At 59.6% G+C, this 15,827-nt stretch carries 10 protein-coding genes; 5 read left to right on the top strand and 5 right to left on the bottom strand.

Annotated features, from left to right (window positions below; genetic code table 11):
• Window positions 1-152 precede the first annotated feature (152 nt).
• The 3 genes from NW840_RS09680 to NW840_RS09670 all read right to left on the bottom strand — a co-directional run bounded on the left by NW840_RS09680 (window position 153) and on the right by NW840_RS09670 (window position 4,877).
• On the bottom strand, window positions 153-671 hold the full coding sequence (locus NW840_RS09680; protein WP_238376932.1) for a MarR family winged helix-turn-helix transcriptional regulator: 519 nt from the start codon (window positions 669-671) through the stop codon (window positions 153-155).
• Between the two features lie 243 nt (window positions 672-914).
• The gene (locus NW840_RS09675; RefSeq protein ID WP_414343906.1) at window positions 915-2,255 is read right to left on the bottom strand and encodes an alkaline phosphatase; all 1,341 of its coding nucleotides are present in this window, start codon (window positions 2,253-2,255) and stop codon (window positions 915-917) included.
• Window positions 2,256-2,510: 255 nt separating this feature from the next.
• Window positions 2,511-4,877, bottom strand: coding sequence for a DUF3488 and DUF4129 domain-containing transglutaminase family protein (locus tag NW840_RS09670; protein ID WP_414343904.1), 2,367 nt, complete (start codon window positions 4,875-4,877; stop codon window positions 2,511-2,513).
• A gap of 192 nt (window positions 4,878-5,069) precedes the next feature.
• On the opposite strand from NW840_RS09670, the gene uvrA reads away from it, so the two are divergent.
• The 5 genes from uvrA (at window position 5,070) to NW840_RS09645 (ending at window position 13,536) form a co-directional block, all read left to right on the top strand.
• The gene (gene uvrA, locus NW840_RS09665) at window positions 5,070-7,973 is read left to right on the top strand and encodes an excinuclease ABC subunit UvrA (protein ID WP_414343902.1); all 2,904 of its coding nucleotides are present in this window, start codon (window positions 5,070-5,072) and stop codon (window positions 7,971-7,973) included.
• Window positions 7,974-8,196: 223 nt separating this feature from the next.
• Window positions 8,197-10,437, top strand: a complete 2,241-nt coding sequence (locus tag NW840_RS09660) for a hypothetical protein (RefSeq protein ID WP_414343901.1) — start codon at window positions 8,197-8,199, stop codon at window positions 10,435-10,437.
• Window positions 10,438-10,487: 50 nt separating this feature from the next.
• Window positions 10,488-11,807: an NAD(P)/FAD-dependent oxidoreductase gene (locus NW840_RS09655; protein ID WP_414343900.1), complete on the top strand. Its 1,320-nt coding sequence runs from the start codon at window positions 10,488-10,490 to the stop codon at window positions 11,805-11,807.
• Window positions 11,808-12,112: 305 nt separating this feature from the next.
• Window positions 12,113-12,616: a hypothetical protein gene (locus tag NW840_RS09650; RefSeq protein WP_414343899.1), complete on the top strand. Its 504-nt coding sequence runs from the start codon at window positions 12,113-12,115 to the stop codon at window positions 12,614-12,616.
• A gap of 110 nt (window positions 12,617-12,726) precedes the next feature.
• Entirely contained in the window at window positions 12,727-13,536 is an 810-nt protein-coding gene (locus NW840_RS09645; protein WP_414343898.1) for a glycerophosphoryl diester phosphodiesterase membrane domain-containing protein, read from the top strand.
• Window positions 13,537-13,594: 58 nt separating this feature from the next.
• On the opposite strand, the gene mnmA is transcribed toward NW840_RS09645, so the two are convergent.
• A complete protein-coding gene (gene mnmA, locus NW840_RS09640) occupies window positions 13,595-14,701 on the bottom strand; it encodes a tRNA 2-thiouridine(34) synthase MnmA (protein WP_414343896.1) in 1,107 nt (368 codons plus the stop codon).
• A gap of 102 nt (window positions 14,702-14,803) precedes the next feature.
• Window positions 14,804-15,553, bottom strand: a complete 750-nt coding sequence (locus NW840_RS09635; RefSeq protein WP_414329744.1) for a HEAT repeat domain-containing protein — start codon at window positions 15,551-15,553, stop codon at window positions 14,804-14,806.
• Window positions 15,554-15,827 lie beyond the last annotated feature (274 nt).

The raw sequence follows: 15,827 nt of genomic DNA, 5'->3' as shown, positions 1-15,827 counted from the left end.
TCGCGTCCAATTTGGCGGCTTGCGACTGGGACACCTTGAGCTTGCAGGATACGGTCAGGACTTGGGTCATAGTTCTATTGTAACCTCGCATTCCTCTCGGCACTGACCCTACGGGTACAGTGCGGGGCTCCTGCGATTTCTAGCTGAAAGCGCTAGAAAATAGCCTGCAGTTTTTTAAGGCAAGCCTGGATCTGCGCCATCTCCGAGGGATCCAGCTTTTGGAAGCGCTCTTTCAAGTAGGCGACGTGGGCCGGGAAAATTTCCTCAAACAGTTTTTCCCCCGCTTCTGTCAGCACGACCTTAAAGCAGCGTCGGTTTTCCGGGGGCACTTCCCGGCGCACCAGCCCTTTTTGTTCCAGGCGATCCACAATGCCGGTCAGTGTCCCTTTGGTCACCAGCGTTTTTTGGGCCAAGACATTCATGGTCATCCCAGGGGTATTGCCAAGGGTAACCAACACATCGAATTGGGGGGCCGTCAGCCCCATTTGCCGAATGTGAACCCCGGCGTAATTTTCAAAAGCTTGGTAGGCCCGCGCCAGATCCCGCAACAGCCCCAAAAAAGGCTCACGGGCCGCCAATACCGTCCCCCTCAGCGGAACAGAGTCCTCAGGCTTGAGAACCTCGTCGCTTTGGAGAAGGGGGGATGGAGAGGAGTCAGCGGGAGTGGGCATGGTTGAAGATCGCAGTTCGCGTTGGTGGAACAAACTCAAACCCAAAGGACAGTCTCGGCTCCATGATAGCCCACTGTAGTACAGTTCTAACGCAAAATGAACTACGTCTATCTGCTTTGCTGAGCTAGCCCCTTCGCCGTTATGTGGTTCTCATAAAAAAAGGGGATCCACTGGATGGATCCCCCGTGACGGACAGAGCTTGTGGGGCAAACACCCGCCCAAGGCAGGTGACCACAGCAGACACTAGGGCTTCAGCTCGCTGGGGATGCGCTCCCCGAAGAGCACGAAGTAGAGAATCCGATAAATGTCCGTGTTCAGGATCCCGGTGGTCGGCACCAACTCTTGGGCGTTCAAGCCCGCAGCGCGAGCAATGACTCCACTGCCGACGTCATCTCCGCTAGCCCAAGCCACGGCAAAGGGAAAGCGCTTGCCATTCTTGTCAGGAGCAGAAATAAACGGCTTGCTACCGGTGCCGTCAACTCCGTCAATGGGGGCACCACTGCCTTCGGGGTCAGTAGGGGGCAGCGGCTCATCGGCGGACTCGACATCCACCAACTGCATGCCACCGGCATTGCTGTCGCTGGTGGTGATCATGAAGGTCTTGGGATTCTTCTCAATGAAGTTAAGAATCACCCCGATGGCATCGTCGGCCCGCTTCATGGCCTCCAGGCAGCCAGAGGCATTGAGTTTGTTGCACATGTTATCAGTGCCCTCTTCTTCGATGACGGCGAAGAAGCCCTTAGGATTGCGGGAGATCCGCGCCAGGGCAAATTCGGTCATCTCGGCAATGGTGGGGGCGCTGGCGATGTAGTTGGGCAAGTTTTCTTTCCGCAACTCTTCTTCAGGCTTGTCGTAGAAGGTGTCCTCGACGTTGAACACCCCCAAAACCTTAGAGACATCTGCCGGCAGCTTGAGCAGCTCGTCGCGGGTGTAGACAACGGCGTACCCCTTTTTCTTGGCCTCCTCAATCAGGTTGCGGCCATCCTTGCGCTTCCCTTGGCCAAAGCGGCCCTGGACACCTTCCGGCAGCAGCCATTCCTCGCCAGCGCCGAGGATGATGTCTACCCCCGACTCCACTACTTCCAGGGCAATTTCTTCGTAATCACTGCGCTTAGCAGCCTCGGCAACGAAGGCAGCCGTCCCCGGCTCAATGATGGATCCCGTTTGCACCAGAGCCGTACCCAAGCCTGCCGCCACAGCCTCTTCCATGATCGTGTTCAGGGTGCCGTTGGCAGAGGGGTACTCTTTGCCGTCCGGATCCAACCCAAAGCTCTTGGCGTGGACACGAGTTCCTGTGGCATGGATCACCGCTCCGGCGTTGGAAGTTCCTCCAAGCTGGTCAAGAAGGTGCCCGCGATAGGGGGCAATCACGGGGAGACGATCCCAGTTCAAGAAGCCATCTGGGCCCTTGTAGAGAATGCGCGTAATGTCCCAGTGGGAAGCTGAGGTTCCATCTGGGTGAAAGAAGATTGCACCGTTGCCGGTTGGCTTAGGCGCCGCTTGAGCCACACTAGAGGAAAAAACTGACGAGGACAGCAGACACAAAGTTGCAGCCAAAGCCGCCCTCAAAGAATAGCTACGCATAGCTAACACGCCCTTGCTCGTTCGAAGCTGAACGTTAGAAACGTAACACAGCTTCGGACGAGTTTGCAAGGGCAGAGCAACTTACCAGTGTGCGACGTGCCCAAAGTGAGTACGCCGCCTCCTATCCCGCTATTCTGGCAGGCCAGCTTACAGGGTCCATAACTGTTGTTAACTATCTCTTAACTATCTCATAACTGTCAAGGTTTCTCGCAGGGCTTTTGGGGTACTTGCTCCAGGGCATAGCCGTCCTTCTGGTCAGGCGGCTCTTCTGGGGGTTTTGGCCAGTGGCTGCCATGCTTGCCTAAGCTGTCTGAATTGCTGCTGCCAGCGCTGCAATTCGCCCGCCTCCAACGGGATCCCACCGAAGCGAACCTCCAGGTAGCGCTCCAAGAACTGGATGGCCACCTGGGCTTGTGGTAAGTCGGAGTGGCGCAAGTGTTCCAGGCAGGCCTCAGGGCCTAGGTGGGCTGGGATCCCCACCGCCGTCGCCAGATCCCGCAGTTGCAGATAAAGCCTTGAGATAAGCTGGCGGCGCTGCTGCGACTTGGGTAGAGCCGCCGGGATCCAGCGCATCCCAGCAAAGGCCAGACTCGGTAGCAAGAGGCCAACCATCCAGGTGGGCCAGGGGGGCGGAGGCTGCCACAGGGATCCCATCACCACCCCATTGCCGGCAGTGGCTAGGAGAATCCACCCCCCATCCTGCCAGCGCACGGCCTGATAGCGGCGGCGGCGACCCCAATAGGCCGTAGAGCCGGTGATCACCACCACCCCCAGTAGCGGTAGTCCATTCCGCTGCAGCGTTTGCCCCAAGGCAACCAGGCTGCGACGGAAGCCAGCACCGGCATCCTCCAGCTCCTGGGGAGCAGTTACGCGGCTGGCCAGCTCCTGGATCTGCCGCCAGATCTGCCGCTGGGTGGATAGGTCGTACTGGATGACGTACTTAAACCAGCGGAAGCGCAAGCTGTCGTAGAAATCTTGAAGGGGATCCCACCAGGTTTCCCGCCGGCTGACATTGGCCTCTGCCGGTGTGGCATCGAAAATGATCCACCCGTAGGAGCCAAAGGGGATCTCCGTCCAGGAATGGGCGTCGGCATTGCGTACTGCCAGATAATTTTCCTGCGCCACCCAGCGCCCGCCCAAAAAGCCATTCACCATCCGGGCCGGGATGCCAATGCTGCGGGCCAGTATCGTCAGGGCTGTGGCGAAATATTCGCAGTGGCCCCGCCGATGGGTGAACAGAAAGGCTTCCAAAGGCGGTTCAGGGCCGGGATCCGGCAGATCGGTGGTATAGGCATAGTTCTCCAGCAGGTAATTCTGCAAGGCGGTCATCTTGCTGAAAACGTCAGGGATCCCAGCGGTGATCTGCTCCGCCAAAGCCGGAACGCGCGGATCCAAATCTTGCGGTAGTTGCAGATAGGCTTCCCGTTGAACCGCATCGAGGGCATTGAGCAGCTCTGCGTGGCTCAGCCGGCGCAAGCGCGGGCCCAACTCCCTTGGGATCCGGCTCCGGGCACGGTAGAGATGGGGCACCTGCCGAGGCAGAGAATGGCCAACATCTCCGGTCTCGCTCAGGATGAGGCGGCGATTCTGCCGATGCCAAGCTTGTTGCACCGTCGCTGCTCCGCCCCGCTCCAGCCATTCCATCTCCACCAGCGGGGCCACCCCAAAAACGGTGTTGGTGACCAGCGGCTCCAGATAGATAAGCTGCTCCAAGGGGAGAAGCAGCAGGTCGGGAGCAGTGGGGATCAAGCTGGAGGCAGAGAGATCAAATACCCCTGCTGCGTTGGGGAAAATGGGGATGAAGCGGTCTAGCGTTCGCGACCAGGCCCGTCCATCGTAGCGATCGAAGCTGATCCCGCGCCAGTAGAGGGACTCCACACGGGGCGGCACCCCTGCCGGAAATTCCACCCGCATGACAACGGTGTTATCGGTTTTGAGGGTGCCGAATGCTCCCAGGCTGACTTCTTCGGCAAAGCCAGTGGTCATCACCGGCGAGCGGGCCTGGCGACCCAGAATTCCTAAACTGACCCGCGGGAACAAGAAAAACAAAGCCACGGACAGGATCACCGCCAGCAAAGCCAGGGATCCGAGAAAGCCCAAAAAGTTGAGGTTGATGCCACGGGTTTGGCTGGCTGCCTGCGGGTGCTGCTCTGCTTGCAGGCGCAGGTGGTAAAGGGTGAGGTTGATTAGCCCTACCCCCACGTACAGCAAAAACAGCAGCCCAAAGCTGATGTCTTCGTTGAACAGGGTGGCAATGGCCATCAGCAGCAGAGACAGCACCGCCAACTGGATGTGATCGGCTGCCCGTTCCCGCTGAAACAGCTTGGCCCCCGTTAGGTAAAGCACCAAGCCAATGGCCCCATCGGAAAAGGGAAGGATCCCAAAGATAACCAAAGCCAGCAGGCTAAGCAACACCGCCACCGTCAGGGGCATCCACAGGGGGGCATAGCGGGCAAAAGCAATCCTTGGCGGCTCCCAAAACCAACTGCAGGCCCCTGCGGCCAAGCAAACGGCAATGACCGGTGGCGACAGAGCCTGATCCCCCAGACAAAGGGCCGTGAAGGCGATCCCCACCAACAGGTAAACAAACACCTTTTGAACGGATGGCAGTGTCCAGGTCATGGCCCTTGGGGGTCGATCTTTTCCAGCATAGCCAAGTCTTTTTTGCTACCGATTTGTCGTCCCCTGGTCGGCTGGGATCCCCTTTTGGACAAAGCGAAGAGCATTAGAATCGTTAGCTAAGAATCGTTAAGATTTTGTTACTCGCCGGTCTCGACGGGATGCCTGTGACACGCTGCGCGAAAAGGTGGTGAGATGTCCAGCCAAAACGAAATTCACGTGGTGGGGGCGCGGCAGCACAACCTCAAAAATGTCAACCTGCGGATCCCGCGCGATCGCCTGGTGGTATTCACGGGCGTCTCCGGATCGGGCAAGTCCTCCTTGGCTTTCGACACCATCTTTGCCGAGGGACAGCGGCGCTATGTGGAATCCCTCAGCGCCTATGCGCGACAGTTTTTGGGGCAACTGGACAAACCGGATGTGGATCGCATCGAAGGGCTGAGTCCGGCCATCTCCATCGATCAAAAGTCCACCAGCCACAACCCCCGTTCCACCGTCGGCACCGTTACCGAAATCTACGACTACCTGCGGCTTCTGTATGGGCGAGCTGGGATCCCGCACTGCCCCCATTGCAACCGGGTGATCGCCCCCCAGACGGTGGATCAGATTGTGGATCAGATCATGGCTCTGCCGGATCGGACGCGGTTTCAGTTGCTTTCGCCGGTGGTGAAAGGAAAAAAGGGCACCCACGCCAACTTGTTACAAAGCCTGCGACACCAGGGGTTTGTGCGGGTGCGTGTCGATGGCCAGGTGCGGGATCTGAGCGAGGAGATCGAGTTAGCCAAAAACAAAACCCACACCCTTGAGGTTGTGGTGGATCGGCTGGTCAAGAGCCCCGACATAGCGGAGCGACTGGCCGATTCTCTGGCAACCTGCCTGCGCCAGTCGGGAGGAATTGCGGTGGTGGAGCTGCTGCCGCGGGAAGAGGAGCGAGAACAGCTGCTGCAAAAGGTGGCCGAGTCGGCGGGGCAATACCTGAACAGCAAGCCAACGGAGCTGATTTTTTCTGAGCAATTTGCCTGCCCGGAGCACGGTTCGGTGATGGGCGAGCTGTCGCCGCGCCTGTTTTCCTTCAACTCGCCGATTGGGGCCTGTCCTGTCTGCCACGGGCTGGGTTTTGAGCCCATCTTCGACCCCGAGCGGATCGTGCCCGATCCCAAGCTCCCCTTGTACGCGGCCATCGCCCCTTGGGCAGAGCGGGAGAACCCCTACTATCTGGCTTTGTTGGCGGGAGCCGCCAAGGCTTTTGGCTTTGACCTCAGCAGCCGCTGGTGTGATCTCACCCCCCAGCAACAGCAGATCATCCTCTACGGCGCCGACCAGGAGGTCTACATCGCCGAGGTAGAATCTCAGTACCGAGGCCGGTGGTACTATCGCCGCTATGAGGGGGTGATTCCCCAATTGCAGCGGCACTACCAGGAAACCACTTCCGAAATCTATCGGCAAAAGCTGGAAGCCTACCTCACCTACCGTCCCTGTTCCGCCTGTGGGGGATCCCGTCTCAAGCCGGAAGCTCTGGCCGTGCGCATCGGCGGCTACCGCATTACCGATCTCACCGAGATCTCCATCCGCGACTGCCTGCACCGCCTGGAGCAGTTGAAACTTACCCCGCGACAAGTGCAGATCGGCGAGCTGGTGCTGCGGGAGATCAAAACCCGGCTGCAGTTTTTGGTGGATGTGGGCCTGGACTACCTAACGCTGGCCCGCCCGGCCATGACCCTCTCCGGGGGCGAGGCGCAGCGGATCCGGCTGGCCAGCCAGATGGGCTCCGGCTTGACGGGGGTGCTCTACGTGTTGGACGAACCCTCGATTGGCCTCCACCAGCGGGACAACGAGCGCCTGTTGCAAACCCTGTTTCGCCTGCGAGATCTGGGCAACACCCTGATCGTGGTGGAACACGACGAAGAAACCATCCGTGCCGCCGACCACATCGTCGATATCGGCCCTGGGGCCGGCATCCACGGGGGGGAAGTGGTGGCCCAGGGATCCCTGGCGGACATCATGGCCTGCGAGCGCTCCATCACCGGAGCTTATCTTTCGGGGCGGCTGCGGATCCCTACCCCTGCGCAGCGGCGGGCTGGGAAAGCGGTTGCCCTCAAGCTCACCAATGCCCACAAAAACAACCTCAAGCACATCGATGTGGAGATCCCTCTGGGCAAGTTGGTCTGTGTTACAGGCGTCTCCGGCTCCGGCAAATCCACCTTGGTCAACGAATTGCTCTACCCTGCCCTGCAGCACCATCTTGGACACAAGGTGCCCCAACCCGCGGAGATGGGAGAACTTGAGGGCATCGAACACATCGACAAGGTGATCGTCATCGACCAATCTCCCATTGGCCGTACCCCCCGCTCCAACCCTGCCACCTACACGGGTTTGTTTGATCCCATCCGCCAAACCTTTGCCCAAACCTTGGATGCCAAGGCCAGAGGCTACCCATCCGGCCACTTTTCCTTCAATGTCAAGGGGGGGCGCTGTGAAGCCTGCAAAGGGCAGGGGGTGAACGTGATTGAAATGAACTTTCTGCCCGATGTGTACGTCACCTGTGAAGTCTGTGGGGGCAGCCGCTACAGCCGCGAAACCCTGCAGATCAAGTACAAAGGCAAGAACATCGCCGAAGTCCTGGATATGACGGTGGGGGAGGCGCTGGAGTTTTTCGCTGCCCTGCCTCCTGCCGCCAAGATCCTGCAGACCTTGGCCGATGTGGGCCTCGATTACATCAAGCTGGGCCAGCCAGCTCCTACCCTCTCCGGTGGGGAAGCGCAACGGGTCAAGCTGGCCGCAGAACTGGCCCGCCGCTCCACCGGCAAAACCCTCTATCTGCTGGATGAGCCCTCCACCGGCTTGTCTTTTTACGATGTCCACAAGCTCTTGAACGTCCTGCAACGGCTGGTGGATACAGGCAACACCGTGCTGGTGATCGAGCATAACCTGGACATTCTCCGCTGTGCTGATTGGATTATTGACTTGGGGCCAGAGGGCGGCGACCGCGGCGGCCAGATCATCGCCGTTGGCACTCCAGAACAGGTGGCTGAGCACCCCGGATCCCATACAGGGCGATATTTGAAGCAGGTTTTGCAACAACATCCCCCAGGTCGCTGAGCAACTCAGCCTGCTCCAGGGAGAAAGTTGACCGAAAGCGGCTGTCGGGATCCCCTTTCGCTTTTTGCTCTGCTCACCTCAGCCATGGCGGTGGAGGACTGATGCGGCGAGGACTCTATCCCACCCAGGCGCTCCGCACCGTGAACGCAAGGGTGAACGGTTAGCCTGAGTCTCACGTCGCTATGGCATGATGGGTCGGAAGGAAAAGGTTCGCACTCTCCCCATGGTAGGGCAGACCCTGGGTGGCCGCTATCAGATCTTGGAAGCACTGGGATCCAGCGGACAAACCTACTTGGCACAGGATGGCCATCATCCTGAGCGGCTTCGGGTGGTGCTCAAACGCTGGCAGGCCGGCCAAAATGCTCCGCACCGCGAACACAGTGAGGACTCCGCCTCGCTACGGCATCTCTTTCAGCAAGAAGTGGCGCTGCGGGAGCACCTGGGATCCCACGAGGGTATCCCCCGCCTGTTGGCCTGCTTTGAGCAAGAGGGGGAGTTTTATTGGGTGGAAGAATGGGTTGAAGGGCCCACCCTGGAACAAGCTCTATTGCTAGGTAACGCAACCGAGAGGGGCCAGCTAACGACTCCGTCCCGCCAAATGCACTGCCATTGGGGGCACGACTGGACAGAGGCTGAGGTACGAGCCTTGTTGCAGGATGTGCTGCAAACCTTGGCCTTCCTGAATGGGGAAGGGGTGAGCTGCTGCAACCTGCAGCCCTCTCGCTTGATCTACCGTCAGGCGGATGGCCGATGGGTGTTGTTGAAGTGGGGGGGTGAGGAACAGGGTCTGGCTTTTTCCGGCTCTGGCTTCGGGAACCCCTATGGCCCCAGGCATTGCAGCGACCTCTATGCTCTTGGGCTGATTGCCCTGCAGGCCCTCTGCGGGATCCCGCCCCAGAAGCTGTTTCGCGACCCGTTGACGGGGGAGTTGCGCTGGCACGATCTGGCCTCTACTAGCGCTCCTTTTGCTGCTTTTCTGGATCGTTTGGTGAGCTGCAACCCACAACAGTGCTTTCCTTCAGCAACAGCAGCTCTGGCCGCTTTGCAGGCTTTGCCCCCCGCCGAGAGCCCCCCTGCCGCCGAACTCCTGTCCCAGCCCAGCCCTGTCGCCGCCGAGCCCTTACAGGAGCCAACCACCCCACCGCGTTCTCCGGTATCGCTGCGGGCGCGTCTCCGGATCCCACCGGTTTGGGCAGGAGGCAGCTTGGCGGCTTTGCTGGCGTTGACGGTGGCAGGGGTATGGCAGATGAGGGCGAACCTTGGCCTGCGGGGGGAGCCCAAGGATTCTGTCCCCCTCACGAGAACGGGATCCTCTGGCCCGGCAAAGCGCAACGGCCTGGGACTCCGTCCTACTCGCGAGAACGGTTCTCATGCCTCCGTCCCCACCGCCGTCACGGTCGCGGAAGCGTCGCGTAGCGATAACGACCCGGCAGACTGGGCCAAGTCTTTGCAGCTCAAGGCTACGCTGGAAGGCCCTGTCGCCGTCACTGCTCTGGCCATCAGCCCGGATGGAAATCTCCTTGCTGCCGGGGGAGACGACGGCGTGATCCGGCTTTGGGATCCCCAGGCTGGCCAACTGCTCCAGAGCTGGGCAGGCCACGAGGGATCCGTTGAGGCACTGGCCATCAGCCCAGATGGTACCTTTTTGGTGAGTGGGGGGGCAGACAAGACGGTACGGGTCTGGGATCTGGCGACCCTGGGGGATCCGGCTCTCTCGCCTGGGGATGTGCTGGCGCGGCTGCAGTTGCAAGGGCACACCGGGTTGATCAACAGTGTCGCCATTAGCCCCGATGGTCGTTGGATTGCCAGTGGCAGCGCCGACCGCACCATCCGCCTTTGGCAGGCCGACAACGGCCAGTTGATCCGCACCCTGGCGCCTCCCACTGCTGCCGCCCAGGAGACCCCTCAGAGGGCTGGCATTACAGCAGTGGCCTTTGGCCCAAGACCTACCCGTATGAATACTTCCCACCAATCTGAAGGGATCCCCCCTTGGATCTTGGTGGCCGCCAATGGAGATCCCACCGTTCACCTTTGGGATCCTGGCAGCGGGGCCTTGCTGGAAACCCTAAAGGCCGACTACCCCATCGAGCAGGTGCTTCTGAGCCCAGATGGCCGCTATTTGCTCGCTGGCAGTACCGGTGGCATCTTGGTCTGGAACTTGGGCACGGGATCCTTGGAGCGCACCTTGCCCCAGACTTTGTCCGGCTTGGCCGCCCTTGCCCTCAGCCCTGATGGCCGCTTGCTCGCCAGCGGCACCGATTACCGCGCTCACCAGATCAAGCTCTGGGATCTGCGCAGCGGAGAACAGTTGCGCACCCTGGGCGGCCAGACTTGGATGGTGAGCGTCTTGCTGTTTGGCCCCGGTCGCGGAAGCGTCGCGCAGCGATATGGGCAGACCCTTCTCAGTGGTGGCGCCGATGGCTCAATTCGCATTTGGGGGCCAGCCGACCCAGCTCAGCCCTAGTGGGATCCAAGCAGATAAAATACTCGACGAAGAAGGGATCCCGGCAGAGCATGGGCAAAGCTGTCATCATTGGGGCGGGGCTGGCCGGCTTGGCTTGCGCCAAAGTGCTGAGCCAGGCGGGGTGGAGGGATGTCCTGGTTCTGGAAAAAAGCGATGGCCCTGGGGGGCGGGTGCGTACCGACAAGGTGGATGGCTTTCGCCTGGATCGCGGTTTTCAGGTGCTGTTCACCGCCTATCCCAAAGTGCGACAGCATTTGGATCTGGGAAAGCTCGATCCCCGTCCCTACCGGCCCGGCGCTATTTTGGCTCAACCCGGTCGCTGCTGGCTGTTGGGGGATCCCCTACGGGATCTGTCCAGCCTTCTCCCCTCTTTGCTCAACCCCTTGGCCAGCTTTGGGGACAAGCTCAAGGTGCTGCAATTGCGATCCGAGCTGGCGCGCCGCAGCCCGGAGCAGGTTTTTCAAGAAGGGCTAGGGGGATCCGATTGTTCGCTGCGGGAGTTTCTGGAGCAGTACGGCTTTTCCCAACAGATCTGCCAGCACTTTTTCTACCCCTTTTTCCGCGGGATCCTTCTAGATCCGGATCTGGGCAGTAGCGCCCGCCTCTTTGCCTTTTATTTCAAGATGATGGCCGAGGGATCCATTGTCACCCCGGCCTTGGGCATGGGAGAACTGGCCCGACAACTGGCCGGTCACCTGTCCCCCGAACAGATTCGCTACCAAACCCCGGTGGAGCGCATCCTGGCAGAAGACGGGAAAGTGCGCGGGATCCGCACCGCCAAGGGTGAAGAGATCCCTGCCGAGTGGGTAGTTTGTGCTACTGATGCCCCTCAGGCACGGGCCTGGCAGGCGGAGCTGTGCCCTCAAGCCCCCACCCCCATTCCCACCCAGGGGCGAGCGGTGACCTGTCTCTACTTCTGCGCCCCCTTTTCCCTCAGCCGCGGCGCCTACTTGTACCTCAACGCCACCGGCCAGGGCTGGATCAACCATTGGGTCCAACTTACCCGCATCAGCCCGGCGCTGGCTCCTCCTGGCCAACACCTGTATTCGGTGGTGGTGCTAGGGGATCCCCCCTTGAGGGACGAGGAACTGGCCCAAGCCTGCCGGGCCGAGCTGCAAACTTACTTCCCCGTCGCGGCAGCGTCGCGTAGCGATAAAGCCCCCTTGGAGCAACTGCGCCTGCTGCGGGTGTACCGGATCCCTTTTGCCCAGTTTGTACAACCCCCCGGCTTTCAGCAGCATCTGGTTCCCACCTTTAGCGGCCTGCCGGGCCTCCTTTGGGCCGGGGAATACACCCACCAGAGCAGCCTCGAGGGATCCCTGCGCAGCGGCGAACAGGCAGCGGCGTGGATTCTCCAAAAATCGGCGTAAATCTGTACAAAGCAATACAGACTTTCTTAAGCCTATTCCTAGCAACAAAGCTGGGATCCCGTGGTATGAAGGGGGTGGACTTGGTCGCCCACGAGGATCCCTCTGTCATGCAGAATGTTACCCTCAACCCCTTCTCCCTTTTGCAGCGCTCGCTGGAACTGGTAGGCCCTATCTATGGGCCGCTGCTGATCCTGGCTTCTCCTGGCTTTGTCATTCCCATCGTTGCGGAGCTGATCCCGCTTCTCGGGGGGATCCTCCAACTGGCCTATGGCATTGTTGTTGCACCGATCCTAGTCGGAGCAGCCTTGTGGCTGGTGGATCAGCACCTGAAGCGGCAAGCTCCCCTGCTGGGCAACAGCCTCAACCGAGCTGTCTCGAAGGCAGTGCCTCTAGTTCTGGGCACCCTCTTAGCAGCACTCCTCTCTTCCCTTGCCTCCATCTTTCTGATCATTCCAGGCATTTATGTAGGGGTTAAGCTGGCCCTCACACCTTGTGCCATTGCCTTGGAAAATCAAGGAACTACAGGAGGGCTGCGCTACAGTTGGAATCTCGTCAAAGGTCGTTGGTGGGGCGTGTTTTGGGCTCTTGTGGTTCCAGGTTTGATTTTGGCTGTTGTCTTTTTTGTTTTTGTTGTTTTTGCAGGTGTTGTTTTTGCAGGAGTTTTAGGTTCGATCCTCGGCTTTGATGGGACTGTGCTTGGGTTGGTGCCTGGGGTGGTCGGGGGGGTAGCAGTTACGCCACTTGCCTGGACCTATATCGTGCTCCTGTTCCGATCCCTGCAACGATTGAAGGGGCAAGCAGCCTCCTAGTTTCCGCTTTTGCCCCCATTGGGGATAGCAAAAAGGGTGCTCCCCGTGCCTAGCTTTGAGATGAGAAGGGATCCCTTTTTGGGATTTCGGCTCAACCCAAGATGTCCTAGGTGAGATCCCGTGGTATGAAGGGGGTGGACTGGGCTGCCCACGAGGATCCCTCTGCCATGCAAAGCGCCACCCTTAGCCCGATTCTGCTCTTGCGGCGGTCGTTTGAGTTGGTAGGTCCCATCTACTGGCCGCTGCTGATCCTGACCTCTTCTAGCCATATCGCGTTCTTCGTTGTAGGTCTGACCTCACCTTCCCTCGGGATGATCCTCTCCTTGCTCCTCCTGGCCTGTGTCCTAGTCGGCGCGCCCATCTTGACAGGAGCAGCCTTTTGGCTGGTGGATCAGCACTTGAAGCAGCGAACTCCCTTGCTGGGCAATAGCTTGGATCAGGCTTTCTCTAAGGCAGTGCCTCTGATATTCGGCAGCCTCCTGGTGAATCTGATTTCCTCACTAGGGATGCAGCTGTTTGTGTTTCCCGGCATCTATTGCCGGGTAAGGCTAGCTTTCACCCTCTGCGCAATTGCCCTGGAGGACAAGGGTGCCACAGAAGGGTTGGGCTACAGTTGGAACCTCGTCAGGGGCCGTTGGTGGGGGGTGTTTTGGGCATTCCTGGTCGTGGTTTTGATCTTCGGCATCTCAATCCTGCTTTTGCCTTTTGTTGTGGCGATCTTGGGAGCTACCCTAGCTGCAGTTGTAACTGGGGGTAATACCGACATCATAGGACTTGCGCTTCTGGTTTGGGCGCCTGTGGTAGCTCTCTTAGCAGTTGTGGTCGGGTTTGTCGCTTTCACGGCAGTCACGCCTATCTTCAATGTCTACACGGTGCTCCTGTTCCGATCCCTGCAGCAGCTGCAAGCGCAAGCAGCGTAGTTTGGCTTGCCCTCACCCCCAATCCTTCCCCCCTGGCGAGAGGGAAGTTGCAGTTGGCCTAGGGAGAAGGGCGCTCCAGGATCCCTCCCCCCAGCAGGAGATCCCCGTGGTACCAGACGGCGGCTTGGCCAGGAGTGACCCCAAACTGCGGCTCGGCAAACTGCAGCTTTACCCGCTCTGGCGATTCCGGGATCACCATGGCGGGCACTGGGGGGGTACGGTAGCGCACCTGAACCTCAACAGCCAAGGATGCCGTCGGCGCCGGGATAGAGACCCAGTTGACTTGGCTTACCCACGCTTCAGCCTGGGTAGCCTCCTCCCGTTCCCCCACGACAACGCGGTTCATGGCCGCATCGATGCGCACCACGTAAAGCGGACGGGAAGAGGCAATCCCCAACCCCTTGCGCTGGCCCACCGTGTAGTGGTGGATGCCCTCATGGGATCCCAGCACTCGCCCCTGGGTATCGACGATTTCCCCTGGCCTTTGCCCAAGGTACTGATCCAAAAAGCTCCGCATCGAGCCATAGGTTTCAATCAAGCAGAGATCCTGGCTTTCGGGCTTGTCGGCTGTAACCAGCCCGTAGCGGGCAGCCAACTGACGGGTTTGGGCCTTGGTGTACTCGCCCAAGGGGAAGAGGCTATGGGCTAGGTGCTCTTGGCTGAGGCCGTAGAGAAAATAGGACTGATCCTTCTGCCGATCTACCGCCCGCAGGAGTTGGTAACGTCCTAGCCCGGCGTTAAAGCGCACCCGTGCGTAGTGGCCGGTGGCCATCTGCGAGATGCCCAGCTTTTCGCGGGCATAGGCCAGCAACGGGCCGAATTTCACCAGCTTGTTGCATTGGGAGCAGGGCAGGGGAGTAATGCCCTCCGCGTAGCCGGCTACCAGGTAATCGACAATGTTGGCCTGGAACAGCTCGCGGCTATCCACCACATGGTGCGGGATCCCCAGCTGCTCACAAATGGCTGCCGCATCCACCAAGCCTTCGGTACAGCACTGCCCCTTCCCCCTCATGAGCCAGAGGGTGACCCCCTCCACGGCGTAGCCCTGTTCCTGCAAAAGGGCCGCCACCGTAGAGCTATCCACACCCCCAGAAAGGGCCGCCACAATGCGGGGCCGCGACGGGGATGCAACAGGTGAAACCGATGAGTGGGGGCTGATAACCATTGAGACAAGGGATCCTAGGAAAAGAAAGGCTCAGCCGGAAACAGAGGAAGCCTCTCTCTGGGAATTGGGGAACCCGGAACAAGCTGAGCCGGGATCTTTACTTTAGCCTTCCTCAGAATTGGCTGGCCCGGATCCCTTCTCAGGGGTGGTTTCTGAGATGCCCCTTTGCCGCAAGCGCCGCAGCGAATCCAGAGCCGCCGCCGCAACGCTATCGTGGGGATCCCTGGCCAGGTAGTTGAGAGCAGAAACGCTCTTGGGGGAAGGCAAATTGCCCAAGGCCTGGGCCAGCCGCTGCCGCACCAGCCAGTCTTCTGATTGGGCAAACCGCAGGATGTGATCCAGGGCCCGCGGATCCCCCAATTCCCCCAAAGCCGCAATGGCCGCTTGCTGCAGCAACACCTCCGGCCCATCCAAGGCTCGCAGAAGCACCTCGTAAGCCCGCGGATCCTTCAAGTTCCCCAAGGCCACCGCGGCACTGAAGCGCACCAGCCATTCTACATCCTCGTAGAAAGCACGCACTAAAGCTTCAAAAGCCCGCGGATCTTCCAAGTAGCCCAGGGCACCTGCCGCGTCGGCGCGAATGCCGTAGTCCGGGTCTTGGGTGAGGATTTCCAGCAACTTGGGCAGACAGGCGTCCGTTTGCTTGATCCCCAGGGCAAAGACGGCAAAAGAGCGCACCTGCAGGTTCTCATCGTCGATGACCTGCAAAATCAGCGGCACCGCCTGCTCTGCCGGCACATCCCGCAACTGGGCCAAGGCCACCATCCGGTCTGCAGAACGCGGGCTGCGCAAGCGTTGAGCGATCTCCTGTAAACGGGCGGGGTTGGCGGGATCCAAAGCAGAGACAGTCATAGCGTTAACAAATATTTACAATCTTTCTTCAGTATGGCAAACGAGGCTGCGCTTGGACAGAGGCCGTCTTTGTCTGGCCCGGTCGGGATCTCTGGGGACATGGTGCCACTGTTTCGATCAACAAATCCTAGCACTGTTGTCGAGAAAAGCAGGTTGACTTGGCCCCATCACGAAGATTTTGGATATTTTGGTGGAGAGGATACGAGGCTGATACATTTACGCTGAACACTGCTGAACATCACTGTTCAACTATGCAGCGATAGCATTCTGTTTG

The organism is Synechococcus sp. R5-13 (assembly GCF_047462015.1).
In the GTDB taxonomy this organism is placed as follows: Bacteria; Cyanobacteriota; Cyanobacteriia; order Thermostichales; family Thermostichaceae; genus Thermostichus.
This window is presented reverse-complemented; position numbering and strand designations above follow the sequence as displayed.

What these genes read in the sequence shown, in the direction of transcription:
- uvrA (WP_414343902.1), top strand. Translation starts at nt 5,070, where the DNA reads ATGTCCAGCCAAAACGAAATTCACGTGGTGGGGGCGCGGCAGCACAAC.
- NW840_RS09635 (WP_414329744.1), bottom strand. Translation starts at nt 15,553, where the DNA reads ATGACTGTCTCTGCTTTGGATCCCGCCAACCCCGCCCGTTTACAGGAG.
- NW840_RS09670 (WP_414343904.1), bottom strand. Translation starts at nt 4,877, where the DNA reads ATGACCTGGACACTGCCATCCGTTCAAAAGGTGTTTGTTTACCTGTTG.
- NW840_RS09655 (WP_414343900.1), top strand. Translation starts at nt 10,488, where the DNA reads ATGGGCAAAGCTGTCATCATTGGGGCGGGGCTGGCCGGCTTGGCTTGC.
- NW840_RS09660 (WP_414343901.1), top strand. Translation starts at nt 8,197, where the DNA reads ATGGTAGGGCAGACCCTGGGTGGCCGCTATCAGATCTTGGAAGCACTG.
- NW840_RS09680 (WP_238376932.1), bottom strand. Translation starts at nt 671, where the DNA reads ATGCCCACTCCCGCTGACTCCTCTCCATCCCCCCTTCTCCAAAGCGAC.
- mnmA (WP_414343896.1), bottom strand. Translation starts at nt 14,701, where the DNA reads ATGGTTATCAGCCCCCACTCATCGGTTTCACCTGTTGCATCCCCGTCG.
- NW840_RS09675 (WP_414343906.1), bottom strand. Translation starts at nt 2,255, where the DNA reads ATGCGTAGCTATTCTTTGAGGGCGGCTTTGGCTGCAACTTTGTGTCTG.